This is a genomic window from Xanthomonas sp. WHRI 6108, assembly GCF_040202385.2.
Classification (GTDB): Bacteria; Pseudomonadota; Gammaproteobacteria; order Xanthomonadales; family Xanthomonadaceae; genus Xanthomonas; species Xanthomonas arboricola.
On sequence record NZ_CP168198.1, the window covers coordinates 1,894,953 to 1,918,921 of the forward strand.

Sequence of the window (23,969 nt, forward strand, 5' to 3'; positions counted from 1 at the left end):
TCGCGTCGGCAGCGCGATCAGCCGGCAATCTCTTCCAGCGCCCGATTGCGCGTGCGCGGGCCCAATAGCGCAATCACGCTGGCCACGATCGACATGCTGATCACGATAAAGGCCAGCACGCCATGGCTGCCGACCTGGGCGAGCAGCCAACCGATCAGTACGCTGCTCACCGCCGTGGAAAGGCGGCTGAAGGAATAGCAAAAGCCCACCGCCCGCGCGCGCAAGCCGGTGGGGAACAGCTCGGCCTGATAGCCGTGATAGGCAAAGCTCATCCAGGCATTGCAGAACGCAATCATCGCCCCGCACAGCACCATGCCGATCGCCTGATGCTGCAGCGAAAACAGCACGCCGAACAGCACTGCGCCCAGGGCCGATGCGGTGATCTGCCATTTGTTCTCCCAGCGCTGCGCAAAGCGCAGCAACAGCAGCGGCGCCAGCGGGTAGGCCAGCGAAATCGCAAAGGAATAACCCAGGCTCTTGGTCACGCCGGTGCCTTGCGCCGAGATCAGTGCCGGCAACCAGTTGCCGAAGCCGAAGAAGCCGATCGCCTGAAAGATATGGAATACCACCAGCATGCCGATGCGCCCGCGATACGGCGCACGCCACAGCATCGCAGTCTGCATGTGGCCGGCCGGCGAGGGGGCAACCGGCTGCGGTGCGGCCAGGGGCGCACCCAGATCGCGCACGCAGCGCGTTTCGAGCTGGGTCAAGACCGCATCGGCTTCGGCATGGCGTCCCTGCGCCGCCAGCCAGCGGGCCGATTCGGGCAACCGGCTGCGCAGCCACCAGATCGCCAGCGCAAACACCCCGCTCAGCAGCACCACCCAGCGCCAGCCGCTCACCCCCAGCGGTGCATGCGGCACCAGCAGCCAGGCAGTCAGCGCCACCGCAGGCACCGCCAGAAACTGCACGAAGAACGCAAACGCGAACGCCGCACTGCGCATATGCCGCGGCACCAGCTCGGATAGATAGGTGTCGATGGTGACCAGCTCGATGCCCAGGCCGATCCCCACCACCAAGCGCAGCACGATGACCCCGGTGGCGGTGTGCTGCAGGCCCATCGCCACGGTCGCGGCGGTGTACCAGATCAGGGCAAAGGTGAACACCGGACGGCGCCCGAAGCGGTCGGCGAACGGACTCAGCAGGGCGGCGCCGACGAACAAGCCCAGAAACGTCGCCGCCGCAAACGCGGCCTGGTCGGACATGCCGAACGCACCATCGGCAGCGCTGGCAAAGATGCCGTCGCGGATCAGCCCCGGGCTGATGTAGGCGGTCTGGAACAGGTCGTACAACTCGAAAAATCCACCCAGCGCGAGCAGGCCGACCAGCCGCCACAGCGTGGCGCTGGCCGGCAGCCGGTCGATCCGCGCGGCGATGTGCAGGGTGGCGGAAGCGGGGTCGAGCGAAGCGGTCGAAGCCATCGTCATGCAGGCGCTGCCAGAGCGGTGTCCATCATAGCCAGCAGCCCTGTCACCCGGCGCCCGTGCTTCGCGGTCAGGCAACTGCATTCGCAGGCGATCCGGCGAGCGCCAGACATCAACAGCCATCGCGCATGGCCCGAAGGCCCGCTCTCCGGGGCGCATGCATGGCTTGCACGCCATTGCCGCGCCTGCGTTGCAGCGCCTGTGCAACGAGGCGCGGGCCCGGGCACGGAGCGGGGCAGTGCCCAGCTGCAGATCCTCCCGTTGTTTGACCACTGGAATGCTGTAATCCCCCCAGCGCCACCTGGGCAGGTGGCAAAGCCGCCTGGCCAGCCCCATCTCTTGCACATCATTCATTCCCCGGAGTCATCCGATGACGCCCATTTCCGTGCTCGACCTGGCGCCGGTCTGCGAAGGCAGCGACACCACCCACGCCTTCGCCAACATGCTCGATCTGGCCCAGCACGCCGAGCGCTGGGGCTACCAGCGTTACTGGCTGGCCGAGCACCACAACATGCCGGGCATCGCCAGCGCCGCCACCGCGGTGCTGATCGGCCATGTCGCCGGTGGCACCAAGACCATCCGCGTCGGCGCCGGCGGCATCATGCTGCCCAACCATGCGCCGCTGCAGGTGGCCGAACAGTTCGGCACGCTGGCCTCGCTGTATCCGCAGCGCATCGACCTGGGCCTGGGCCGCGCGCCCGGCACCGACCAGCCGACCGCGCGCGCCCTGCGCCGCTATTTCGACAGCGCCGACCATTTCCCGCAGGACGTGGCCGAGCTGCTGCGCTACTTCGCGCCGGTGGTGCCGGGGCAACTGGTGCAGGCAGTGCCGGGGGGCGGTCTCGACGTGCCGGTGTGGCTGCTGGGTTCCAGCCTGTTCAGTGCGCGGCTGGCCGCGGCGATGGGCTTGTCGTTCGCGTTCGCCTCGCACTTCGCGCCTGATGCGATGGACGAGGCAGTGGCGATCTACCGCCGCGAGTTCCGTCCGTCCGCGCAGTTGGCCAAGCCGCACGTGATGCTGGCCTTGAATGTGGTGGCTGCAGAGACCGAAGCGCAGGCACGCCGCCTGTTCACCACCCAGCAGCAGAGCTTCGTCAACCTGCGTCGCGGCAAGCCGGGCAAGATTCCCGCGCCGATCGACGACATCGACAGCTTCTGGCAGCCGCACGAGCGTGCCGGCGTGGAGCGTGCGTTGGCATGCACGGTGCTGGGCGATGCCGAGCAGATCGCGCGGGGCGTGGCCGAGTTCATCGAGCGCCACACCCCGGACGAGCTGCTGTTCACCGCCAACATCTACGACCACGCCGCGCGTTTGCGTTCGTTCGAAATCGCCGCCATGGCCTGCCGCGAGCTGGACGTGACCCCTGCGTGATTCACGTCGCTTTGCGCGGCGATCCGCTCAGATGCATGCACCTCCATTGGGAACACCAGCATGCAATTTCAGGAACGCAGCGAGAGCATCAAGCAGTTGGCGGAATTGATCCGCGGCGTGGACATCGCGATGTTCACGACCGTGTCGGCCGACGGCAAGTTGGTGAGCCGGCCGTTGGGGACGCAGGAAGTCGAATTCGATGGCGACCTGTGGTTCGCCACCTCCGCCGACAGCCCGAAAGTGGCTGAAATCGCCGCCGATCCGCGCGTCAACGTGGCCTATGCCTCGGCCTCGAAGAACAGCTACGTCTCGGTCGCCGGTACCGCACGCGTGGTCGATGACCGCGCCAAGATCGAACAGCTGTGGTCTCCGGCGATGAAGGTGTTCTTCCCCGGTGGCAAGGACGACCCCAACCTGCGCCTGATCCATGTGCGCGCCGAGTCGGCCGAGTACTGGGATGGCCCGAGCGGGCTGCTCGGCAAGGCGCTGTACTTCGTGATGACGGCCGTGACCGACGATACCGGCAGCCTGTCGGACAACCGCGTGGTCGATCTGAAGTAACTGCGCTCCAGGTGCGCCGGCCGTCGCGTGCTCAGCGCCAGGCGGCCGGCCACCAACCGCGGATCAGGTCCAGCAACTGGTCCGAGGTGACGCCGAACACCGCCACCGAGATCAGCGCAGCGGCCCAGCCCACCAGCAGCAATGCGCCGTCGCGCTCGAGCAGGGCCAGCGCAAACAGCAGCAGGATCAGCCCAAAGATGTAGTTGGTGAACGGAATCGGCAGCGTCAGCAGGATGCCGACCAGCACCAGCAGCACGCCGGTGACCATCTGCGCAGGCATCCGGTCCAGCATGCCGTGCAGGCGCGGCTTGAGCAGCCGGTCCAGGCGCTGCAGCGTCGGCGCAAGTCGCGCGACGAAACGCTGGCTGGTACTGCGGCGCGGACCGCGATCGCCGATGAAACGCGGCACCCACGGCTTGCGCAGGCAGCACATCATCTGCAGCCCGATCAGTACCGTCAGCGGGCCACTGATGCCGCCGGCCAGGCCGGGAATCGGAATGAACGACGGCAGGATCGCCAGGAACAGGAACACCCCGAATGCGCTCTGCTGCAGATCGGCCAGGATCTCGCGCACCCGCAGCACATGCTCCGGATCGCCCTCGCTGAAGGCCGCCAGCAGGCTGCGGATGCCTTCGTTGCGATAGCGCATCTGCGCGCCGTCCGCTCCATCCGAGGGCGGTACGCGGTTATCCGACGATGTCATCGCTGCCCTCGTCGCTGACGCGGCTCAGCAGCAGCTTGTCCACGCGTGCGCCATCCAGATCGACGATCTCGATGCGCCAGCCGGCCCAATCGAAGAATTCGCCCGCCTGCGGAATGCGCCCGAAGTAGTAGATGCACAGGCCGGCGAGCGTGTGGTAGTCGCCTTCGTCGGCCTCCGGCAGTTCGGCGCCCAGCACTTCGCGCAGTTCCTCCACCGGCAATGAGCCGTCGATCAGCAGCGAGCCGTCGGCGCGCGTGACCACCAGCGCATCCTCGTCGGTGTTTTCCACCGCCTGCAGGCGGCCGACCACCGCGCCCATCAGGTCGCTGATGGTCACCAGCCCGCGGATTTCGCCGTATTCGTCCACCACCAGCGCCATCGACTGCTGTTCTTCGCGGAAGATCTCCAGCAGCTTCATCGCATGCGTGGATTCGGACACGAACAAGGTGTCGCGCAGCGCCTGGAACAGCTGCGCGCCGTGTCCGTCCATGCGCGTGACCAGCGACTTGACCTCCAGCACCCCGGCGATGTCCTGGTCGCTGCCGCGGTAGACCGGGTAACGCGAGAATTCGTGTTCGCGCATCACCAGCAGATTGCGTTCCGGCTCGGCATTGGCATCCAGCCAGGCGATGCGGTTGCGCGGCGTCATCAGGCTGTCGGCAGTGCGGTCGCCCAGCCGCATCACGCGGTTCATCATGTCGCGCTCGTGCGCATCGATCACGCCGGCCTCGTGGCTTTCGGCCACCAGCATGCGGATCTCCTCTTCGGTCACCGATGCCGATTCGTCCTTGCCCATGCCGAGCATGCGCAGCACCAGCCGGGTCGAACGCGCCAGCACCCACACGCCGGGCGCGGCGATCTTTGCCAGCCACGCCATCGGCACCGCGACTACCCCGGCGATGTCCTCGGAGTTGCGCAGCGCCAGCCGCTTGGGCACCAGTTCGCCGAAGATCAGCGTCAGGAAGGTGATCAGGGCCACCGCCAGCGTGCTGCCGATCACCACCGAATACGGGCGCGGCTTGCCGACCAGCTCGAACGAGGCCGACAGCGCCGGGAACAGCCCCTGCAGCCAGCTGCTGATGGCCTCGCCGATCGCCTCGCCACCGAACACGCCGGTCAGGATGCCGATCAGGGTGATGCCGATCTGCACCGTGGACAGAAAGTTTTCCGGGCTTTCGGCCAGCGCCAGGGCACGGGCGGCGCGCTTGCTGGAGCCGGCCATCTGCTTCAGCCGGCTCTTGCGCGAGGTCATCAGGGACATTTCCGACATCGCGAAGAAGCCGTTCAACAAGATCAGCGCGATGACGATCAGAAACTCAACCACGGGCGTCTTCCCCGGTCAGTGAAGGGGAGGGCGGGCGGGCACTGGGTTGGCCGGCGCGCACGGGGGCGGGGCGGCAACGGGGGAATATAGGGTCGTCTTCCATAGGGTGCACCCGAGGGCGCGGGAGCATGTTAGCAAACCACAGGGTGGTTCGAGCCGGGAAATGCCGATGTGAAGGCCGCCTGCGCCGCCGAGATACCCAGATAGGTCATGGAACGGTCATAATTCGCGCTTGGCGTCCGTCTCTCCCTCGACGGCAGGAAGTTTTCCACCCATGTTCTCGTTGCAGACCATCTTCGGCTCCGGCAAGCAGTTCTATGCGCTTCTGAACGAAGCGGCGCAGGCCGCCTACGACAGCACCAAGGCCTTGCACGCCATGATGCGCACGTCCGACCGCCAACCCGCGCTGGACGCCTTCAAGCTGGCCCGCCTGCGCGAACGCGCCGCCTCGGACAAGATCGGCCAGGCGCTGGTGGACAGCTTCATGACCCCGATCGAGCGCGAGGACATCGAAGCGCTGGGCTCGGCGCTGTACAAGATTCCAAAGCAGGTCGAGAAATTCGCCGACCGCTACTCGCTGGCCACCAAGCATCTGGAGCACATCGACTTTGCCCCGCGCGCGGCGATGCTGGAACAGGCCGCCGCGGTGGTGGTGGAGATGGTGGCCGACCTGCCGCAGATGAACATCGATCGCATGACCGCGCTCAACGACAAGCTGCGCATGCTGGAAAACGAGGCCGACCGGCTGATGCTCGAGCTGTACCGCGACATCTATTCCGGCCGCCTGGACACGCTGCAGATGTTCCTGCTCAAGGAATTCTTCGAGATTCTGGAAAAGGCCATCGACCGTTGCCGCGAGGCAGGGGTGGTGGTGTACCAGATCGTATTGAAGAACAGCTGAGGTCGCCGCGTGCTTACCCTAGTTCTGGTGGTGATCCTGGCGGCGTTGGTGTTCGAGTTCATCAACGGCTTCCACGACACCGCCAACTCCATCGCCACCGTGGTCGCCACCAAAGTGCTGTCGCCGGGCTGGGCGGTGATGCTGGCCGCCGGCATGAACCTGATCGGCGCGCTCACCGGCACCGCAGTGGCATTGACGATCGCCTCCGGCCTGCTCAACACCGAGGTGGTCGAAGTCACCCCGCAGGTGATCCTGTGCGCGCTGCTGGGCGGGATCATCTGGAACCTGATCACCTGGTGGAAGGGCCTGCCGTCGTCGTCCTCGCACGCCTTGATCGGCGGGCTGTGCGGCGCCGGCCTGGCGGCCGCGCACAACAACTGGAACGCCTTGATCTGGTCGGAAAACATCGGCAACTGGGCCAAGAACAAGGGCCTGTTGTGGAAGGTGTTCGTGCCGATGATCACCTCGCCGATCGCCGGCTTCCTGCTCGGTATCGTGGTGATGCTGCTGCTGTGGGCGATCATCGCCGGCATGGCCCGGCTGGGCGGGCCAATCGGGCGGCTGGCGCGTCCGCGCTGGGTCAATGCGTTCTTCGGCAAGGCGCAGATCGCTTCGGCCGCCTACATGGGCTATGCCCACGGCCACAACGACGCGCAGAAGACCATGGGCATCATCGCCATGACCCTGATCGGCGCGCAGTCGGCCGGTGCGTTGGACGATCTGCCGAGCTGGCTGTCGTTCCTGCATCCGGGCACCGGCCTGGCCGCGGGTGCCGGCATTCCGATGTGGATCGTGCTGACCTGTGCGGTGGTGATGGCCGCCGGCACCGCCTCGGGCGGCTGGAAGATCATCAAGACGCTCGGCCACAAGATGGTCAAGCTGCATCCCATCCACGGCTTTGCCGCAGAAACCAGCTCGGCCACCGTGCTGACCGTGGCCGCGCACTTCGGCATGCCGGTGTCGACCACGCACAGCATTTCCACCGCGATCATGGGCGTGGGCTTTGCCAAGAACCCGCGCTCGCTGCGGCTGGGTGTGATCGAGCGCATCGTCTGGGCCTGGATCCTGACCATCCCGGCCGCTGGCGGAGTGGCGTATCTGATCCTGCGCTGCTTCGAATGGTTCGGCTGGACCTGAGCGATGTCGTGCTGTGGTCACCTCGGTGGGCGAGCATGCGCGCCAACCGCGGCGTGCCCTGCAGGCCCCCCGTTCGACCCTGATGTGCCAACGCGTCCTGCCTGAGGAAACGCGCCGATGATGCTTGCGCTGGTGTGCGTGCTGTTCTTGCTGTCCTGGCTGATCGGCCGCAGGCGCTGGCGGCGCAGCGCGCGTGCGCTGGCAGCGGCCACATTGGCGTTGCTGCTGCTGGTGGGCTGCGGCCCGTTGGCGAGCTGGATGCTGCACGGGCTGCAGCAGACCGGCGTCAACGATTTCAACGACTGGCGCGCACGCAACATGATCGTGCTGCTGGGCGCGGGCACGGTGCGGCCGGATGGCCCCGACGCCACCGCCGAGGCCAACATGTTCGCCTACGGCCGCATCGTCGAGTCGGCGCGGCTGTACCGGCAGTGCCGTGCGCACGGCGGCGACTGCAAGATCGAGATCAGCGGCGGCGACGCCCGCGGGCTGGGCCTGTCCGAGGCGGTGGTGTATCGAAAGGTGCTGATCGGGCTGGGCATCGCCCAGGCCGACCTGATCATGGAGCCGTCCAGCATGAACACCTGGCAGAACGCGCAGTTCAGCCAGCCGTTGCTGCGCCAATACCGCCCCGATCGGGTCGTGCTGGTGTCCTCGGCCACGCATCTGCGGCGTGCCGAGCTGTACTTCCGCCACTTCGGCATCGATGCCACGCCGGTACGCTCGGACTGGTTGACCGCGTCCTGGGCGTGGTTGCCGCAGAGCTACAACTTCACCGTGGCCGATGTCGCCTTGCACGAGTACCTGGGCATTGCGCGCTATCGGGTTTACGAGTGGCTGGGGTGGAATGTGGAGGCTGTTCGGGCTGGGGCGTTGTGAATGGGGAATCGGGAATGGGGATTCTGGATTCGGGATTCGTAGCAGCTGGTGCGCTGCCTGGTATGTGCGGCTGATTTGATTCAGCGGCGCCTGGTGCCCCTTCGGATTGGCGGTGCAATGCGTGTGCGCGGCGGTCGGGAGGGGATTGCGCTGCTTGGTGGCAGCGCGGTTGGTTGCGCATTTAGTTGCGGCTGGCGTAATGCATCGCCCGCCGCGTGTGCGGCCGGCGATGGTGGTGCTCAGCGGGTTTCGTACATCGTCTTGACGTCGTTGCGGAATGCGGCCTGGCTGTCGGCGCGGTTGTAGAACATGTGGCCGCCGGGATATTCGCGCACCTGTACGCGCTTGGGGTCGCTGCCCATCGTCGGCATCTGGTCCACCGTCAGCACCGAGCCCATGAACGGGCAGGAGAGATCGTTCCAGCCATGCGCGATCAATACGCGCAGCTTGGGGTCGATCGCCACCGACTGGCGCAGCTGGGTGACCGCGCCCTTGCGCAGTTCGTCGTTCCAGTCCCATAGCGTGTTGACGTCGTAATTGAGCGCCTGATAACGCGCATCGACCTTCCAGCCGACCACGCGGGTGACGAAGTCCACCATCGCGGTGGTGGTCGGCGCGATGATGCTGTCCAGCAGCGGGTCGTTGGCGCGCTGCTCGGGATCGTTGGGGAAGGGGTCGAACGCGGTCACGTTGGCGTCGTAGCGGCTGCCCAGCTCGCCCTTGTCGCGGAATACCTCGCGCAGGTAGGCCTGGGTTTCCAGGCGCCCGCCGGAGCGGCGCACATAGGTCGCGTCCAGCCCGGTCATGCGGGTGACCTGCTGCAGCATCGCCTCGGTCGCCTGCGGGTCGGTACGGCCCTTCATCAGCGCCACCGCGTAGTCGCCGCGGGTGTAATCGATCACCTGGCGCATCGCCGTGTCGCTGAGCTGGCCCTGGCGTTCCAGGTGTGCGGCGGCGATCGAGGGCAGCGTCATCATCCAGGCCAGCGGCGACACATCGCTGTTGTCGTCGAGGGTGGGATTGAGATACGGCGACACTAGCACCACGCCGTTCATCGCCACGCCCAGCCGGGTCTGCAGGTACTGGGTGATGCGCGGGCCGCGGAAGCCGCCGTAGCTTTCGCCGACCAGGTACTTGCGTGCCTGCAGGCGGCGGTTCTTCAGCAACCAGTCGTAGACCACACGCGAGAGATATTCCACGTCGGCCTGCGGGTTGTAGAACTGTTTCTTGGCCTCGTCGTCGCCGATCAGGGCGCGGCTGAAGCCGGTGCCGACCGGGTCGATGAACACCAGGTCGGTGAAGTCCAGCCAGGTGCCGGGGTTATCGCGCAGCGCCGCCGGCGCGGAGGCGCTGTCGCCTTCGGCGCCGAAACCGACCACCTTGGGTCCGATCGCGCCCATGTTCAGATACACCGACGACGCACCGGGGCCGCCATTCAGCGCGAAGGTCACCGGGCGGTCCTTGCCATCGACGGTGTAGGCGGTGAACACCACCTCGCCGGTGGTCTTGCCCTGCGCATCGCGCACCGGCAGCGTGCCGACGGTTGCGGTGTAACTCAGCGTGCGCCCACCCACGCGGGTGCTTTGCCGCACGCTGGCATCGGCCGGCAGTGGCGCGGGTTTGGCGGCCGCGGCATCGGACGTGGTGTCGGTTTTTGCAGCGTTCTTGTCGGGCGCGTCGGCCAGCGCGGTTCCGCTGAGCAGGACGCAGGCCAGCAGGCTGGCACGGAGGAAGCAGGGCATGAGCATCGGAGATTCGGCAGGGAGCGACGATGCTAGGCCGCCGATGGCGTCGGGTGGATGTGCACAAAGGCATGTGTGTCGCGTTGGCCGACGTGGCCCGCCTGGCTTGGAGCAGCATGTGCCGCTGCAGGCAGTCGTCTGAGCCGAAGGGTGGGGATCGGCTTCACCCTCACCCCAACTTCCGCTTCGCACCCCCGGCCCGGATTGGCAGCGCGGGCGCTCGAAGAGACCTGCGCACGCAGTGCCTTCTCGCCCCGCTGGAGGGCGAAGCTTTCGCTGCTTGGTGTTTTCAGACTTTCAGCGAACTCAAACCTCCAGCGACGCCAGATCGCCCTTGGTCTCCAGCCACTGCTTGCGGTCGCCGGCGCGCTTTTTCGCCAGCAGCATGTCCATCAGCGAGCGGGTCTGTTCGCCATCGTCGATGGTCAGCTGCACCAGGCGACGCGTATCCGGGTGGATGGTCGATTCGCGCAGCTGTTGCGGATTCATCTCGCCCAGGCCCTTGAAGCGGGTGACGCTGACCTGGCCCTTGAGCTTCTCGCGCGCGATCTTGTCCAGCAGCGTGGTCTTTTCCTCTTCGTCCAGCGCGTAGAACACCTGCTTGCCCACGTCCACGCGGAACAGCGGCGGCATTGCCACGAACACGTGGCCGGCCGCGACCAGCGCAGGGAAATGCTGCAGGAACAGCGCGGTCAGCAAGGTCGCGATATGCAGGCCGTCGGAGTCCGCATCGGCCAGGATCACCACCTTGCCGTAACGCAGCCCGGTGATGTCGTCCTTGCCCGGGTCGCAGCCGATCGCAATCGCCAGGTTGTGCACTTCCTCGGAGGCCAGCACGCTGCCCGATGCCACTTCCCAGGTGTTGAGGATCTTGCCGCGCAGCGGCAGGATCGCCTGGAAGTCCTTGTCGCGGGCCTGCTTGGCCGAGCCGCCGGCCGAGTCGCCCTCGACCAGGAACAGTTCGGTGCGCGACAGATCCTGGCTGATGCAGTCGGCCAGCTTGCCGGGCAGGGCCGGACCCTGGGTGACCTTCTTGCGGACGATCTGCTTTTCGGTCTTCAGGCGCGCACTGGCGCGGTCGATGGCGATCTGCGCGATCTTCTCGCCGATCTCCACGTTCTGATTCAGATACAGGCTGAAGGCATCGTGCGCGGCGCCTTCGATGAAGCCGGCGGCCTGGCGCGAGGACAGGCGTTCCTTGGTCTGCCCGGAGAACTGCGGGTCGGTCATCTTCAGGCTGAGCACGAAGGTGACCCGGTCCCATACGTCTTCCGGCGCCAGCTTGACCCCGCGCGGCAGCAGGTTGCGGAAGTCGCAGAACTCGCGCAACGCATCAGTCAGGCCCGAACGCAGGCCGTTGACGTGGGTGCCGTGCTGCGCGGTCGGGATCAGGTTGACATAGCTTTCCTGCACCAGTTCGCCTTCCGGTACCCAGGCCGCGGCCCAGTCGACGATCTCGGTGTCCTTCTTCAGGCTGCCCACGAACAGGTCGGCCGGCAGCATCTCGTGCGCGGCCATCTCGCCCTTGAGGTAGTCGCGCAGGCCGTTCTCGAAGTACCAGCTGTCCTGCTCGCCGGTGGCCTCGTCGTGCAGCTTGACGGTCAGGCCCGGGCACAGCACGGCTTTGGCGCGCAGCAGATGGCGCAGCGCACGCACGTTGAACTTGGGCGTGTCGAAGTACTTCGGATCGGCCCAGAAGCGCAGCCGCGTGCCGGTGTTCTTCTTGCCGACGGTGCCGACCACTTCCAGCTTGGAGGCGGCGTGGCCGTCGCGGAACTCCATGCGGTGCTCGCTGCCTTCGCGCTTGATGAACAGCTCGACCTTGGTCGACAGCGCATTGACCACGCTCACGCCCACGCCATGCAGGCCGCCGGAGAAGGTGTAGTTGCGGTTGCTGAACTTGCCGCCGGCATGCAGCCGGGTCAGGATCAGCTCGACACCGGGAATCTTTTCTTCCGGGTGCATGTCCACCGGCATGCCGCGGCCGTCGTCGGACACCTCGCAGCTGCCGTCCTTGTACAGGGTCACTTCGACCTGCCTGGCGTGACCGGCCAGCGCCTCGTCGACCGAGTTGTCGATCACTTCCTGCGCCAGATGGTTCGGGCGCGCAGTGTCGGTATACATGCCAGGGCGGCGTTTGACCGGGTCCAGGCCCGACAGCACTTCAATATCGGCGGCGTTATAACGGGTGTTCATGCATCTCGTTGGCACGTGAAACGACGCGCAAGTGTGGGGGCTGAGCCGATTTTTTGCACGCGACAGGCGTTCAGTGCAGGGCGGGGTGCGGCTGGATACCCTGGCGTTGGATTCGGAACCAAACGTCCCCACCTGAGGATGTCACCGAACCCGGAGGACACCATGAAGTTCAAGCACATCCTGATGCTCACCCTCGGTGCTGCCGCAGTGGCCGCGCTTCCTGCCATGGCCCAGGCCGCTCCCCAGCAGACCGGGCAGGGCGCCGGCGCCAGCGCGCAGAAGGCCGACGACGCCAAGGCCAAGACCGAAGCCGAGCGCAAGGCCGAGCGCCGCGCCGCCGCCGCGGCACACAAGCCCAAGGCCGACGCCGCCACGCGCGAGGAAGAGGAAGAAGAAAAGCCGGCGCGCTGATTCCATCGCGCGACGGCACAACGCCACACGGACGCCCCGGCCTTGGTCGGGGCGTCTGCATTTGGGCGCCAGGCGCAGCGCGTTTTTCGCCGCTGTGACGACATGATCGTCACGCAACCCTTGGGCATTCGCCCGTCACCCGCTAAACTATGGCTTTCCGGGAGGCTTCAAGCCCCATGACCCCCCTGATTTTTGTTACCGGCGGCGTAGTGTCCTCGCTAGGCAAGGGCATTGCCGCCGCTTCGCTTGCCTCCATTCTGGAAGCGCGTGGCCTGAAGGTCACGATGATGAAGCTGGACCCGTACATCAATGTGGACCCGGGCACGATGAGCCCGTTCCAGCATGGCGAGGTCTACGTCACCGACGACGGCGCCGAGACCGATCTGGATCTGGGTCACTACGAGCGCTACGTGCGCACGCGGCTGTCGCGCAAGAACTCGGTCACCACCGGCCGGATCTACGAGAACGTGATCCGGAAGGAGCGTCGCGGCGATTACCTGGGCGCCACCGTGCAGGTGATCCCGCACATCACCGACGAGATCCGCCGTTGCATCGACGAGGCCACCGCCGGGTTCGACGTGGCGCTGATCGAGATCGGTGGCACCGTCGGCGATATCGAGTCGCTGCCGTTCCTGGAAGCAATCCGCCAGGTGCGCACCGAGCGTGGTGCCGAAAAGGCCATGTTCATGCACCTCACCCTGGTGCCGTACATCGCCGCCGCCGGTGAGTTGAAGACCAAGCCGACCCAGCATTCGGTCAAGGAGCTGCGCTCGATCGGCATCCAGCCGGACGTGCTGCTGTGCCGTTCCGAGCAGGCGGTACCGGATTCGGAGCGCCGCAAGATCGCGCTGTTCACCAACGTCTCCGAGCGCGCGGTGATCAGCTGCCCCGATATCGACGTGCTGTACGGCATGCCGCTGGAGCTGCGTCGCCAGGGCCTGGACGAACTGGTCATCGATCAGTTCAAGCTGCGCGACAAGGTGGCTGCGCCCGACCTGTCCGAATGGGCTGCGGTGGTGGATGCGGTCAAGCACCCGCTGGACGAGGTCACCATTGCGGTGGTCGGCAAGTACGTCGACCACCAGGACGCCTACAAGTCGGTGGCCGAAGCGCTGCGCCACGGCGGTCTGCGCCAGCGCACCAAGGTCAACCTGAAGTGGCTGGAAGCGCAGGATCTGGAGGGCAGCGACATGGCTGCGCTGCAGGATATCGACGGCATCCTGGTGCCGGGCGGCTTCGGCGACCGTGGTTTCGAAGGCAAGGTGCTCACCTCCAAATATGCGCGCGAGCACAAGGTGCCGTACTTCGGCATCTGCTACGGCATGCAGGCGGCGGTGGTGGACTATGCCCGCCACGTGGCCGATCTGGACGCAGCCAACAGCACCGAGAACGATCGCCAGTCGCCGCACCCGGTGATCGGCCTGATCACCGAATGGCGCACCGCCACCGGCGAAGTGGAAAAGCGCGACGAGAAGTCCGACCTGGGCGGCACCATGCGGCTGGGTCTGCAGGAGCAGCGGCTCAAGCCGGGCACGCTGGCGCGCGAGGTGTACGGCAAGGATGTGGTCGCCGAGCGTCACCGCCACCGCTACGAGTTCAACAACCGCTACCGCACCCAGCTGGAAGACGCCGGCCTGGTGATCTCCGGCAAGTCGATGGACGACACGCTGGTGGAGATGGTGGAGCTGCCGCGCGATGCGCACCCGTGGTTCCTGGCCTGCCAGGCGCATCCGGAATTCCTGTCCACCCCGCGCGACGGGCATCCGCTGTTCATCGGCTTCGTGCGCGCTGCGCGCGAGAAGAAGGCGGGCGGAAAACTGCTGAAGGAAGCGCGTGCCTGAGCCGCTCCTTCTCCCGTCGGGAGAAGCCGGCGCGCAGCGCCGGATGAGGGGCGCCGCAACGCACCGGAAGATGGCAGCCATGACGAACGCGTCGCCACGCGTCAGCCAGGGCAAACCATCGCACTTCAGCAGCGCTTCGCAACCGTACCCGCACACCAGCCCCTCTCCCGACGGGAGAGGGGCTTTAATCAATAGGTGACCTGATGAAACTGTGTGACTTTGACGTTGGCCTGGATCAGCCGTTGTTCCTGATCGCCGGCCCCTGCGTGATCGAGTCGATGCAGCTGCAGCTCGACGTGGCCGGCAAGCTCAAGGAGATCACCGGCAAGCTGGGGATCAACTTCATCTTCAAGTCGAGCTTCGACAAGGCCAACCGCACCTCCGGTACCAGCTTTCGCGGCCCGGGCCTGGAAGAGGGCCTGAAGGTGCTGGCTGCGGTAAAGCAGCAGATCGGCGTGCCGGTGCTGACCGACGTGCACGAATACACCCCGATGAACGAGGTCGCCGCCGTCGTCGACGTGCTGCAGACCCCGGCCTTCCTGGTGCGCCAGACCGATTTCATCAAGAACGTCTGCGCCGCCGGCAAGCCGGTCAACATCAAGAAGGGCCAATTCCTGGCGCCGTGGGACATGAAGCCGGTGGTCGACAAGGCCAAGTCGACCGGCAACGAGCAGATCATGGTCTGCGAGCGTGGCGCCTCGTTCGGCTACAACAATCTGGTCAGCGACATGCGCTCGCTGAGCGTCATGCGCGACACCGGCTGCCCGGTGGTGTTCGATGCCACCCATTCGGTGCAGTTGCCGGGCGGGCAGGGCAGCAGTTCCGGCGGCCAGCGCGAATTCGTGCCGGTGCTGGCGCGCGCGGCGGTGGCGGTGGGCATTTCCGGCCTGTTTGCCGAAACCCATCCAGACCCGTCCAAGGCCTTGTCGGATGGCCCCAACGCCTGGCCGCTGGACCGCATGGAAGAGCTGCTCGAGACCCTGATGGAACTGGATGCCGTCACCAAGAAGCACGGGTTCGCGCGCTTCGCATGAGTTCCGATCCCTGGGCGCTGGCCGCGTCGCAGCGCCAGCGTCGGCAGTGGCGCCACTGGCCCTGGGGCTGGATCGCGCTGGTCGCATCGATCGCCGCGTGGGCGTGTATGGCCGCAATGGTGTTTCTGGTCGCTGCCAGCATCGGCATGCCGGGTGACGGCGACCATGCCATGCAGGCCACGCGGGTGCCAATGCTGGTCACGCTGCTGCTGGCCGCGGTGGCGATCACAAGTTGCCTGATCGCCGGCCCGCTGGCGTTGCGGCTGGCTCGCCAATCCGGCGCAGCGATCTTTGCGTTGGTGTTGCTGTCGGTCTTGCTGCTGCTGTCTGGTTTACCGCTGCTGGGCTTGATGGCCTAGCAGCATGCTTGCCGGCCTGTTGCGTGCGGCAGCTTCACGCGATTTGGCAATGTGCCGGTGTGCGGCGATAATCCCGCAGCTTGTTTCCGGTGTACTTCCCCCTTACTGGTAACCGATCGACCTATGACCACTATCGCCAAGATCCTCGCCCGCGAAATCCTCGACTCCCGCGGCAACCCCACGCTGGAGGCCGAAGTCACGCTGGACGACGGCTCGTTCGGCCGCGCTGCCGTGCCCTCGGGCGCCTCGACCGGCACCAAGGAAGCGGTGGAACTGCGCGATGGCGACAAGACCCGCTACCTGGGCAAGGGCGTGCTGCATGCGGTGCAGAACGTCAACGGCACCATCGCCGAGACGCTCAAGGGCTTCGACGCGGCCGACCAGCAGGGTCTGGATCGCCGCCTGATCGACCTGGACGGCACCGAGAACAAGGGCCGCCTGGGCGCGAACGCGCTGCTGGGTGTGTCGCTGGCCGCCGCGCATGCGGTGGCCGCCTCGCGCAAGCAGCCGCTGTGGCAGTACCTGTCCACCATCACCGAGTCTGACGTCGCACTGCCGGTGCCGATGATGAACATCATCAACGGCGGCGCGCATGCCGACAACAACGTCGACTTCCAGGAGTTCATGGTGCTGCCGGTCGGCTGCAGCTCGTTCTCCGAAGCGCTGCGTGCCGGCACCGAAATCTTCCACGCGCTCAAGTCGGTGCTCAAGGGTCACGGCCTGAGCACGGCGGTGGGCGACGAAGGCGGCTTTGCGCCGGACTTCCGCAGCAACGTCGAAGCGCTGGACACCATCCTCGAGGCGATCGGCAAGGCCGGCTACACCGCCGGCGAAGACGTGCTGCTGGGCCTGGACGTGGCCTCCAGCGAGTTCTACGACAACGGCAAGTACAACCTGGTTGGCGAGAACAAGCGCCTGACCAGCGAGCAGTTCGTCGACTTCCTGGCCGACTGGGTCGCGCAGTACCCGATCATCAGCATCGAAGACGGCCTGGCCGAGGACGACTGGGCCGGCTGGAAGCTGCTCACCGACCGCGTCGGCAAGAAGGTGCAGCTGGTCGGCGACGATCTGTTCGTCACCAACCCGAAGATCTTCAAGCAGGGCATCGACTCGGGCACCGCCAACGCGATCCTGATCAAGGTCAACCAGATCGGCACGCTGACCGAGACGCTGGAAGCCATTGCGATGGCGCATGCGGCCAACTATGCCTCGATCGTCTCGCACCGCTCGGGCGAAACCGAAGACACCACCATCGCCGACATCGCCGTGGCCACCACCGCCACGCAGATCAAGACCGGCTCGCTGTGCCGCAGCGACCGCGTCGCCAAGTACAACCAGTTGCTGCGCATCGAGCAGGCGCTGGGCTCCGGCGCGCGTTACGCCGGCCGCGACGCGTTCGTTTCGCTCAAGCGCTAAGCCGTGCGCAACTGGCGCTGGCTACTGCTGGTGCTGGCGATGCTGCTGGCTTGGCTGCAGTACCGCTTCTGGTTCGGGCCTGGGAATTCCGGCGAAGTGATGATGCTGGAAGCCCAGGTCGCGCATCAGACACAGGACAACGAAGGTCTGCGCCAACGCAACCAGGCGTTGGCAGCAGAGGTGAAGGATTTGAAGGACGGCGAGGCGGCAATCGAAGAGCGCGCGCGCAGCGAACTGGGCATGATCAAACCGGGCGAGACGTTCTATCGCGTGGTCGAGGATGCACCGCCGCTGCCGCCCGCAGTGGCCGCGCCGTCCGCTGCGCCCGTCGAGCCTGACGCTCCGGCGGAACAACCATGACCGGTTCGATCTGGGCGATCGTGCCGGCCGCCGGGCGCGGCACGCGCTTCGGTGGGCAGACCCCCAAGCAATATCTGTCCGCTGCCGGGCAACCGCTGATGGCCTATACGCTGGCGGCGCTTGCCGCGCATCCGGTGGTGGCCGGCATCGTGGTGGCCATCGCGCCCGACGATGCGGATTGGCCTGGCTGGACCTCGGTGCAGGGCAAGCCGGTGCTGACCTGCGTCGGCGGGGGGACACGTGCGGCATCGGTACTGGCCGGATTGCTGGCCTTGCCGGAGAGCGTGCGGGCCGATGACTTTGTGCTGGTGCACGATGCCGCGCGGCCCAATCTGGCGCTGGCCGATCTGGAGCGTCTGCTGGAGATCGGCCGCGGCGATCCGGTCGGCGCGATCCTGGCTGCGCCGGTGCGCGACACGCTCAAGCGGGCCGGCGACGATGGCGGCATCGATGCCACCGAGCCACGCGAGCGGTTGTGGCGTGCGTTGACCCCGCAGCTGTTCCGTCGCCATCAACTGATCCGCGGCCTCACCGAGGCGTCGGCGGCCGGGGTGGACGTGACCGACGAGGCGATGGCGATGGAGCGGCTGGGATTGCGCCCGTTGCTGGTGGAAGGTGCCGAAGACAACTTCAAGGTGACCACGCCAACGGATCTGGCGCGCTTCGAATTCGAACTGGCGCGCCGAGGTGTTGCAGTGGATGCCCAGTCGCCTGCAACCGGCCCGCGCGCCGGGGCGGTCGTTGGCCACACCGATGCGCTGTCCGCTGGTGCCCACCACGACGCCGACGCTCCCTAATCACCACGGATTACCATGTCTTTCAATTTTCGAATCGGTCAGGGCTACGACGTGCACGCGTTCGGTGCGGGCGACCACGTGATGCTGGGCGGCGTGCGCGTCGCGCACAGCCATGGCGTGCTCGCGCACAGCGATGGCGACGTGGTGTTGCATGCGCTATGCGATGCGATGCTGGGCGCGCTGGCGCTGGGCGATATCGGTCAGCACTTCCCGCCGTCCGACGCGCGCTGGAAGGACGCCGACAGCGCGCAGTTCCTGCAGCATTGTGATCACTTGCTGCGCGAGCGTGGCTGGCGGGTCGGCAATGCCGATGTCACCGTGATCTGCGAGCGTCCCAAGATCGGCCCGCATGCACTGGCGATGCGCGAACGCATCGCCGGCCTGCTGGCGATCGAACTCGATGCAGTCAGCGTCAAGGCCACCACCAGCGAAAAACTCGGCTTCACCGGCCGCAGCGAGGGCATCGCTGCGCAAGCGGCAGTCTTGCTCGGCAGGATCGCCGGCTGACCGCGACTGACAAACGCCTGCGCGCACCGTCGGTGGCATGGACGGTGCCGGGCATGGCGATCATCCCGCATACCCTGCAGTGCTGAGCCTGCCGTCCACGCATCCGGCCACTGCCGGCCAGCTGTTCCAGCCGCTCCAGATCGCGGTTACCTGCGCCGGGCTCGTCTTGGCGTCGCACCGCGACACCACCGCGCCGAGGCATTCGGCACATAGCGCACGACCTGTCGGCGCGAAGGTAAATCACAGCATGAGCGACACCTCTGTTCTGCCGCGCGCGCATGGCGCTGCGGTCCTCGGCGCGGCAATGCGCAGCACGCCCGAAGATTTTCAGGTCGATGAGCTGCCGGCCTTCGAGCCAACCGGCGAGGGTGAGCACCTGTTGCTCACCATCCGCAAGCGTGGGCAGAACACCGCCTATATCGCAAAGAAACTCGCGCAGTGGGCCGGAATCGCCGAGATGGGCGTCAGCTACGCCGGGCTGAAGGACCGCCATGCGGTGACCACGCAGCGCTTCAGCGTGCATCTGCCCAAGCGCATCGCGCCGGAGCTCGCCGCGCTCGACGACGATGAGATGCAGGTCATCGCCAGCACCTGGCACAACCGCAAGCTGCAACGCGGCGCACTGCTGGGCAATCGTTTCGTGTTGACGTTGCGCCAGGTGCACGGCGAGCGTGCGGCGATCGAACAGCGCCTGCAGGCGATCGCCGCGCGCGGTATCCCGAACTGGTTTGGCGAACAGCGCTTCGGCCGCGATGGCGGCAACGTGGCCTCCGCGCTGGCGATGTTCGGTTATGTGTCCAATGCCGACGGCACCTTGTCAGCGGCGCCGGCATCCCGGCGGCGGCTGCGCAACGACCAACGCTCGATGCTGCTGTCGGCGGCGCGCTCGGCGTTGTTCAATCGGGTGCTCACCGCTCGCGTGGAGCAGGGCAACTGGGACACCGCGCTGGATGGCGAGGCGTGGATGCTGGATGGCTCGCGCAGCGTGTTCGGCCCCGAACCGTTCACCGATGTACTGGCAGAGCGTCTGGCGCGCTTCGATATCCATCCCAGCGGGCCGTTGTGGGGCGCCGGTGAGCTGCGTTCGACCGGGCAGGCCGCGGCGGTGGAGCAGGGCGCGTTGTCCGATCCGCAATCGGAGGTGCTGCGACAAGGCCTGGAGGCCGCGGGCTTGAAGCAGGAGCGCCGCGCACTGCGCTTGCGTCCGCAACAGTTGGCGTATCGCTGGCTGGATGCGGATAGCCTGCAGATCGAATTCGCACTGCCGCCGGGCTGCTACGCCACCGCGGTGCTGTGGGAGCTCGGCGAGGTCAGCGACGCCGGCCGTCTCAACGCCGGCACGCGTCCCGACGCCTAGGTCTATCCAGTGGTCGTCGGCTGCCCGGCAAACACGTCACCGCCGTAGGAGCGGACCTGGCCGCGACAGGCCTGCCCATCAACACGTCCTTTGCACAAGCGCATGCCTACATCGGCGACCCATCGCCCAATCGGCGCTAACGCCGCGCCAGCAACACCAGCAATGCTCCGGTGCCACCTTGCGTGGCCGGCGCGGAATGAAACGCCAGCACATCGTTGCGCTGACGCAGCAGGCGATCCATCAGGTTTTTCAACACCGGCGCGCCGTTGTCCGACTGCAGCCCCTTGCCGTGGATGATGCGCACGCAGCCATGGTCGTGCGCATGCGCTTCCAGCAGGAACTGCCGCAGCAGGGATTCGGCCTGCGCGGCGGTAGCGCCATGCAGGTCCAGTTCGTCCTGGATCGAGAACTGACCGCGCTTGAGCCGCTGAAACAATCGGGTGGGAAGATTCTCGCGCCGGTAGCTGGCGGTATCGCCCGCCTCCAGCGGCGCACTGTCGCGCAGCAGACGCGCGAATTCGGTGTGCGCTTCCGCATCGTCGCGCTCGGCCATGCGCGCGCGCGGCTTGGGGCGCGGCTTGGCATTGGCCGGTGGGGCGACTTCACGAATCGGCTTGACCGCGCCGATCGCTGCGCGGAACAGCGCGCCGTCGTCTTCGTCTTCAGGATGCGACATGCTCACAGCCTAACCTGCCCAACCTCAGGCGCAAGCGAAGATCAAGCGCGAAGGGCGCGGACGCATCCGGTATCATGACCCGGTTTTCCGAGGAGTCCCATGCGCGTACTGGTTAGCAACGACGACGGTGTCGACGCCCCCGGCATCCAGATTTTGGCCGAGGCGCTGCGCCATGCCGGTCATGAAGTGATGGTGGTCGCGCCCGACCGCGACCGTTCCGGCGCCAGCAACTCGCTGACGCTGGATGTGCCGATCCGCACCCGCCGCATCGACGCGCAGACCTGCGCGGTTGCCGGCACGCCGACCGACTGCGTGCATCTGGCGCTGACCGGCATGCTCGATTACGACCCGGACATTGTGGTCTCCGGCATCAACAACTCGGCCAATCTCGGCGACGACGTGATCTATTCGGGCACCGTGTCCGCCGCGATGGAAGGCCGCTTCCTCGGCCTGCCGGCGGTGGCGGTCTCGCTGGTGACGCACAATCACGAAGCGCATCACTACGAAACCGCCGCGCGCGCCGCGGTGGAGATCGTGGCACGGCTGAAGTCCGACCCGTTGCCCGCCGATACCATCCTCAACGTCAACGTGCCGGACCTAGCCTGGTCGGAGGTGCTCGGTTTCGAGGTCACCCGGCTGGGCAACCGCCATCGGTCCGAGCCCTGCGTGCCGCAGCGCGACCCGCGCGGCCGCACCGTGTACTGGATCGGCCCGGCCGGGCCGGAGCAGGACGCCGGCGCCGGCACCGACTTCCATGCCGTGCGCACCGGGCATATCTCGATCACCCCGATCCATGTCGACCTGACCCGCTATCAGGCGCTGGAGACGGTGGCCGGCTGGGTGGGCGGCCTGACCGCCGCGCTGGATACGCCGGCATGACGCCGAGGCTGCGGCTGCAACCGGAATCGGTCGGGATCGGCATGACCTCGCAACGCGTGCGCGACCGGCTGGTCGAGCGCCTGCGCGAGGCCGGTATCCAGGACGAGGCCACGCTCAACGCGGTGCGCACCGTGCCGCGCCATCTGTTCATCGACGAAGCGCTGGCCTCGCGTGCCTATGAAGACACTGCCTTGCCGATCGGCCACGGCCAGACCATCTCGCAGCCCTGGGTGGTCGCACGCATGACCGAGGCGGTGCTGCAGGTCGGCCCGACCAAAGTGCTCGAAGTGGGCACCGGCTCCGGCTACCAGGGCGCGATCCTCGCCGCGCTGGGGCTGGAGGTGTACACCGTCGAGCGCATCGGCGACCTGCTGCGGCAGGCGCGCAAGCGCTTCCGCCATCTGGGCATGAACGTGCGCAGCAAGCACGACGATGGCCGCATCGGCTGGCCCGAACATGGCCCTTACGATGCCATCGTGGTCACCGCCGCCGCCCCGGCGCTGGTCGACGCGCTGGTCGATCAGCTGGCGGTCGGCGGGCGGCTGGTCGCCCCGGTCGGTGGCGCCTCGTCGCAATCACTGGTGCAACTCACGCGCGCTGCCGACGGCGCGATCGAGCAGCAGGTTCTGGCGCCGGTCACGTTCGTCCCACTGTTGTCGGGCATGCTGGATTGAATCCATGAGAGTTTTTCGATGAAGATCTTCGGGCCGTTGTACGACGTGGCCATTCGCTGGTCGCGCAATCGCCGCGCTCCGGCGCTGCTGACCGGCCTCAGTTTCGTGGAGGGCTTCATCTTCCCGGTACCGCCGGAGGTGATGCTGGCGCCGATGTCGCTGGCCGAACCCAGGCGCGCCCTGTGGTTCGCCACCTTGAGCCTGATCGGCTCGGTCTGCGGCGCGCTGGTCGGTTATCTGCTGGGCCATTTCGCCTTCGCCGCCTTGCAGCCGCTGATCGAATGGCTGGGCTGGAGCGCCAAGATCCAGGCGCAGATCGAGACGCTGCGCACGCTGGTCGCCGATTCGCCGTGGAAGGCCTTCTGGGCGCTGGTGCTGGTGGGCTTTACCCCGATCCCGTTGAAGATCTTTACCTGGGCCTCGGGCGTGGTCGGCGTGCCGATCCTGCCCTTCATTGCCAGCATGCTGGTGGGGCGCGGCAAGCGCGTTTACCTGGTGGCCGGCGCGATCCGGCTGGGTGGGGCGCGTGCCGAGGCCGCGTTGCATCGCTGGATCGAGCCGCTGGGCTGGGTGGCCATGGCCGTCCTGGCGGTGGGCGCGGGCTGGCTGGTGTGGAAGACAACCAACGGATGAGCAAGTTGCAGATGAACTCGGTACGTAAGACAGCAGTCCTGCTCGCAGTCGCCGTCGGGCTGGGCGCCTGCAGCAGCGCCACGGTGGTGCGTTCACCCGGAGCCGGCGGCGGTTCGGCGTCCGCGCGTCCGTCCGCGGCGCCGCGTCCGTCGGTGCCGCGCCCGGGTGCGACCGTCACCGTGCAGCGCGGCGACACGCTATACGCCATCTCGCGTCGGACCAACATCACCGCGCCGGACCTGGCGGCCTGGAATGGCCTGTCCTCGCCGAACACCATCTATCCCGGCCAGACCCTCAAGCTCTATCCGCCCGGAGCCAGCAGGCCGGGCGGTGGCGCGGCCAGCGCCGGCACGGTGGTTCCGCCGCGCCCGAGTGCCCCGATCGCAGCACCGGTCAGTAGCGGATTTCCGTGGCGCTGGCCAGCCGACGGCGTGGTGGTCGGCACCTTCGTCAGCGGCGAGACCACCAAGCAGGGCGTGGATATTGCCGGCGCCAGCGGGCAGGCGGTGCGTGCCGCGGCCGACGGTGTGGTGGTGTACTCCGGCGCCGGCCTGGTCGGCTACGGCGAGCTGATCATCATCAAGCACAACGACCAGTGGTTGTCCGCCTACGGGCACAACCGCAAGCGCCTGCTCAACGAAGGCCAGAGCGTCAAGGCCGGCCAGCAGATCGCCGAGATGGGCCGCAGCGGCGCCGCCCGCGACATGCTGCACTTCGAGATCCGCTACAACGGCAAGCCGGTGGATCCGCTGCTGTATCTGCCTAAGAAGTGAATCGGGATTTGGG

24 protein-coding genes are annotated in these 23,969 nt (G+C 66.7%); 18 read left to right on the top strand and 6 right to left on the bottom strand.

Annotation, left to right across the window (positions count from 1 at the left end; all coding sequences use genetic code 11):
- Positions 1 to 17: 17 nt before the first annotated feature.
- The gene (locus tag ABQ039_RS08230; protein WP_374057862.1) at positions 18 to 1,421 is read right to left on the bottom strand and encodes an MFS transporter; all 1,404 of its coding nucleotides are present in this window, start codon (positions 1,419 to 1,421) and stop codon (positions 18 to 20) included.
- 373 nt (positions 1,422 to 1,794) lie between these two features.
- Here ABQ039_RS08230 and ABQ039_RS08235 point away from each other — a divergent pair, with 373 nt between their 5' ends.
- Both ABQ039_RS08235 and ABQ039_RS08240 read left to right on the top strand, forming a co-directional pair.
- The gene (locus ABQ039_RS08235) at positions 1,795 to 2,796 is read left to right on the top strand and encodes an LLM class flavin-dependent oxidoreductase (protein WP_039527837.1); all 1,002 of its coding nucleotides are present in this window, start codon (positions 1,795 to 1,797) and stop codon (positions 2,794 to 2,796) included.
- A gap of 60 nt (positions 2,797 to 2,856) precedes the next feature.
- Positions 2,857 to 3,357, top strand: a complete 501-nt coding sequence (locus ABQ039_RS08240; protein ID WP_349777874.1) for a pyridoxamine 5'-phosphate oxidase family protein — start codon at positions 2,857 to 2,859, stop codon at positions 3,355 to 3,357.
- A gap of 31 nt (positions 3,358 to 3,388) precedes the next feature.
- Here the strand turns inward: ABQ039_RS08240 and ABQ039_RS08245 are convergent, their stop codons facing one another.
- Together ABQ039_RS08245 and ABQ039_RS08250 are read right to left on the bottom strand one after the other, a co-directional pair.
- Complete coding sequence (locus ABQ039_RS08245; RefSeq protein ID WP_046342352.1) at positions 3,389 to 4,060, bottom strand: exopolysaccharide biosynthesis protein; 672 nt, start codon at positions 4,058 to 4,060, stop codon at positions 3,389 to 3,391.
- Positions 4,044 to 5,384 (bottom strand): hemolysin family protein, encoded by a 1,341-nt coding sequence (locus ABQ039_RS08250; protein ID WP_016902067.1) that lies wholly within the window; start codon positions 5,382 to 5,384, stop codon positions 4,044 to 4,046. Before ABQ039_RS08250 ends, ABQ039_RS08245 begins: the two co-directional genes overlap by 17 nt.
- Before the next feature lie 274 nt (positions 5,385 to 5,658).
- Here ABQ039_RS08250 and ABQ039_RS08255 point away from each other — a divergent pair, with 274 nt between their 5' ends.
- From ABQ039_RS08255 to ABQ039_RS08265, 3 genes are all read left to right on the top strand, one after another.
- A complete protein-coding gene (locus ABQ039_RS08255; RefSeq protein ID WP_016902066.1) occupies positions 5,659 to 6,285 on the top strand; it encodes a DUF47 domain-containing protein in 627 nt (208 codons plus the stop codon).
- A 9-nt stretch (positions 6,286 to 6,294) separates the two neighbouring features.
- Positions 6,295 to 7,422 carry an inorganic phosphate transporter gene (locus ABQ039_RS08260; RefSeq protein WP_024939559.1) on the top strand — a complete coding sequence of 376 codons (1,128 nt, stop codon included), beginning with the start codon at positions 6,295 to 6,297 and terminating at the stop codon, positions 7,420 to 7,422.
- Positions 7,423 to 7,539: 117 nt separating this feature from the next.
- Positions 7,540 to 8,301, top strand: coding sequence for a YdcF family protein (locus tag ABQ039_RS08265; RefSeq protein ID WP_104647466.1), 762 nt, complete (start codon positions 7,540 to 7,542; stop codon positions 8,299 to 8,301).
- A gap of 239 nt (positions 8,302 to 8,540) precedes the next feature.
- On the opposite strand, the gene ABQ039_RS08270 is transcribed toward ABQ039_RS08265, so the two are convergent.
- Both ABQ039_RS08270 and parE read right to left on the bottom strand, forming a co-directional pair.
- Complete coding sequence (locus ABQ039_RS08270; protein WP_349777873.1) at positions 8,541 to 10,043, bottom strand: S10 family peptidase; 1,503 nt, start codon at positions 10,041 to 10,043, stop codon at positions 8,541 to 8,543.
- A 306-nt stretch (positions 10,044 to 10,349) separates the two neighbouring features.
- Positions 10,350 to 12,239: a DNA topoisomerase IV subunit B gene (parE, locus tag ABQ039_RS08275; protein WP_046342354.1), complete on the bottom strand. Its 1,890-nt coding sequence runs from the start codon at positions 12,237 to 12,239 to the stop codon at positions 10,350 to 10,352.
- Between the two features lie 162 nt (positions 12,240 to 12,401).
- Between parE and ABQ039_RS08280 the strand changes: the two genes are divergently transcribed.
- The 9 genes from ABQ039_RS08280 (at position 12,402) to truD (ending at position 20,321) form a co-directional block, all read left to right on the top strand.
- Positions 12,402 to 12,650, top strand: a complete 249-nt coding sequence (locus ABQ039_RS08280; RefSeq protein WP_024939563.1) for a hypothetical protein — start codon at positions 12,402 to 12,404, stop codon at positions 12,648 to 12,650.
- A gap of 176 nt (positions 12,651 to 12,826) precedes the next feature.
- Complete coding sequence (locus ABQ039_RS08285; protein ID WP_024939564.1) at positions 12,827 to 14,491, top strand: CTP synthase; 1,665 nt, start codon at positions 12,827 to 12,829, stop codon at positions 14,489 to 14,491.
- 203 nt (positions 14,492 to 14,694) lie between these two features.
- Positions 14,695 to 15,525 carry a 3-deoxy-8-phosphooctulonate synthase gene (kdsA, locus tag ABQ039_RS08290; protein WP_006453321.1) on the top strand — a complete coding sequence of 277 codons (831 nt, stop codon included), beginning with the start codon at positions 14,695 to 14,697 and terminating at the stop codon, positions 15,523 to 15,525.
- Between the two features lie 116 nt (positions 15,526 to 15,641).
- Positions 15,642 to 15,884, top strand: coding sequence for a hypothetical protein (locus tag ABQ039_RS08295; RefSeq protein ID WP_024939566.1), 243 nt, complete (start codon positions 15,642 to 15,644; stop codon positions 15,882 to 15,884).
- Positions 15,885 to 16,007: 123 nt separating this feature from the next.
- The gene (gene eno, locus ABQ039_RS08300) at positions 16,008 to 17,300 is read left to right on the top strand and encodes a phosphopyruvate hydratase (RefSeq protein WP_016904017.1); all 1,293 of its coding nucleotides are present in this window, start codon (positions 16,008 to 16,010) and stop codon (positions 17,298 to 17,300) included.
- A gap of 3 nt (positions 17,301 to 17,303) precedes the next feature.
- Positions 17,304 to 17,660: a cell division protein FtsB gene (gene ftsB, locus ABQ039_RS08305; RefSeq protein ID WP_349777872.1), complete on the top strand. Its 357-nt coding sequence runs from the start codon at positions 17,304 to 17,306 to the stop codon at positions 17,658 to 17,660.
- Entirely contained in the window at positions 17,657 to 18,457 is an 801-nt protein-coding gene (ispD, locus tag ABQ039_RS08310; RefSeq protein ID WP_349777871.1) for a 2-C-methyl-D-erythritol 4-phosphate cytidylyltransferase, read from the top strand. Before ftsB ends, ispD begins: the two co-directional genes overlap by 4 nt.
- Positions 18,458 to 18,472: 15 nt before the next feature.
- Positions 18,473 to 18,964: a 2-C-methyl-D-erythritol 2,4-cyclodiphosphate synthase gene (gene ispF / locus ABQ039_RS08315; RefSeq protein ID WP_065032327.1), complete on the top strand. Its 492-nt coding sequence runs from the start codon at positions 18,473 to 18,475 to the stop codon at positions 18,962 to 18,964.
- Between the two features lie 247 nt (positions 18,965 to 19,211).
- Positions 19,212 to 20,321, top strand: a complete 1,110-nt coding sequence (truD, locus tag ABQ039_RS08320) for a tRNA pseudouridine(13) synthase TruD (RefSeq protein ID WP_349777870.1) — start codon at positions 19,212 to 19,214, stop codon at positions 20,319 to 20,321.
- 136 nt (positions 20,322 to 20,457) lie between these two features.
- On the opposite strand, the gene ABQ039_RS08325 is transcribed toward truD, so the two are convergent.
- The gene (locus ABQ039_RS08325; protein WP_039527819.1) at positions 20,458 to 20,997 is read right to left on the bottom strand and encodes a Smr/MutS family protein; all 540 of its coding nucleotides are present in this window, start codon (positions 20,995 to 20,997) and stop codon (positions 20,458 to 20,460) included.
- 99 nt (positions 20,998 to 21,096) lie between these two features.
- On the opposite strand from ABQ039_RS08325, the gene surE reads away from it, so the two are divergent.
- Genes surE through ABQ039_RS08345 form a run of 4 tightly spaced genes read left to right on the top strand, consistent with a single transcriptional unit; the run spans position 21,097 to position 23,956 of the window.
- On the top strand, positions 21,097 to 21,876 hold the full coding sequence (gene surE, locus ABQ039_RS08330) for a 5'/3'-nucleotidase SurE (protein WP_024939572.1): 780 nt from the start codon (positions 21,097 to 21,099) through the stop codon (positions 21,874 to 21,876).
- The gene (locus tag ABQ039_RS08335; protein WP_016904010.1) at positions 21,873 to 22,550 is read left to right on the top strand and encodes a protein-L-isoaspartate(D-aspartate) O-methyltransferase; all 678 of its coding nucleotides are present in this window, start codon (positions 21,873 to 21,875) and stop codon (positions 22,548 to 22,550) included. The genes surE and ABQ039_RS08335 overlap by 4 nt, the downstream gene beginning before the upstream one ends.
- Positions 22,551 to 22,568: 18 nt before the next feature.
- The gene (locus tag ABQ039_RS08340) at positions 22,569 to 23,183 is read left to right on the top strand and encodes a YqaA family protein (RefSeq protein WP_016904009.1); all 615 of its coding nucleotides are present in this window, start codon (positions 22,569 to 22,571) and stop codon (positions 23,181 to 23,183) included.
- Entirely contained in the window at positions 23,180 to 23,956 is a 777-nt protein-coding gene (locus ABQ039_RS08345) for a peptidoglycan DD-metalloendopeptidase family protein (RefSeq protein WP_226426427.1), read from the top strand. The genes ABQ039_RS08340 and ABQ039_RS08345 overlap by 4 nt, the downstream gene beginning before the upstream one ends.
- Positions 23,957 to 23,969 lie beyond the last annotated feature (13 nt).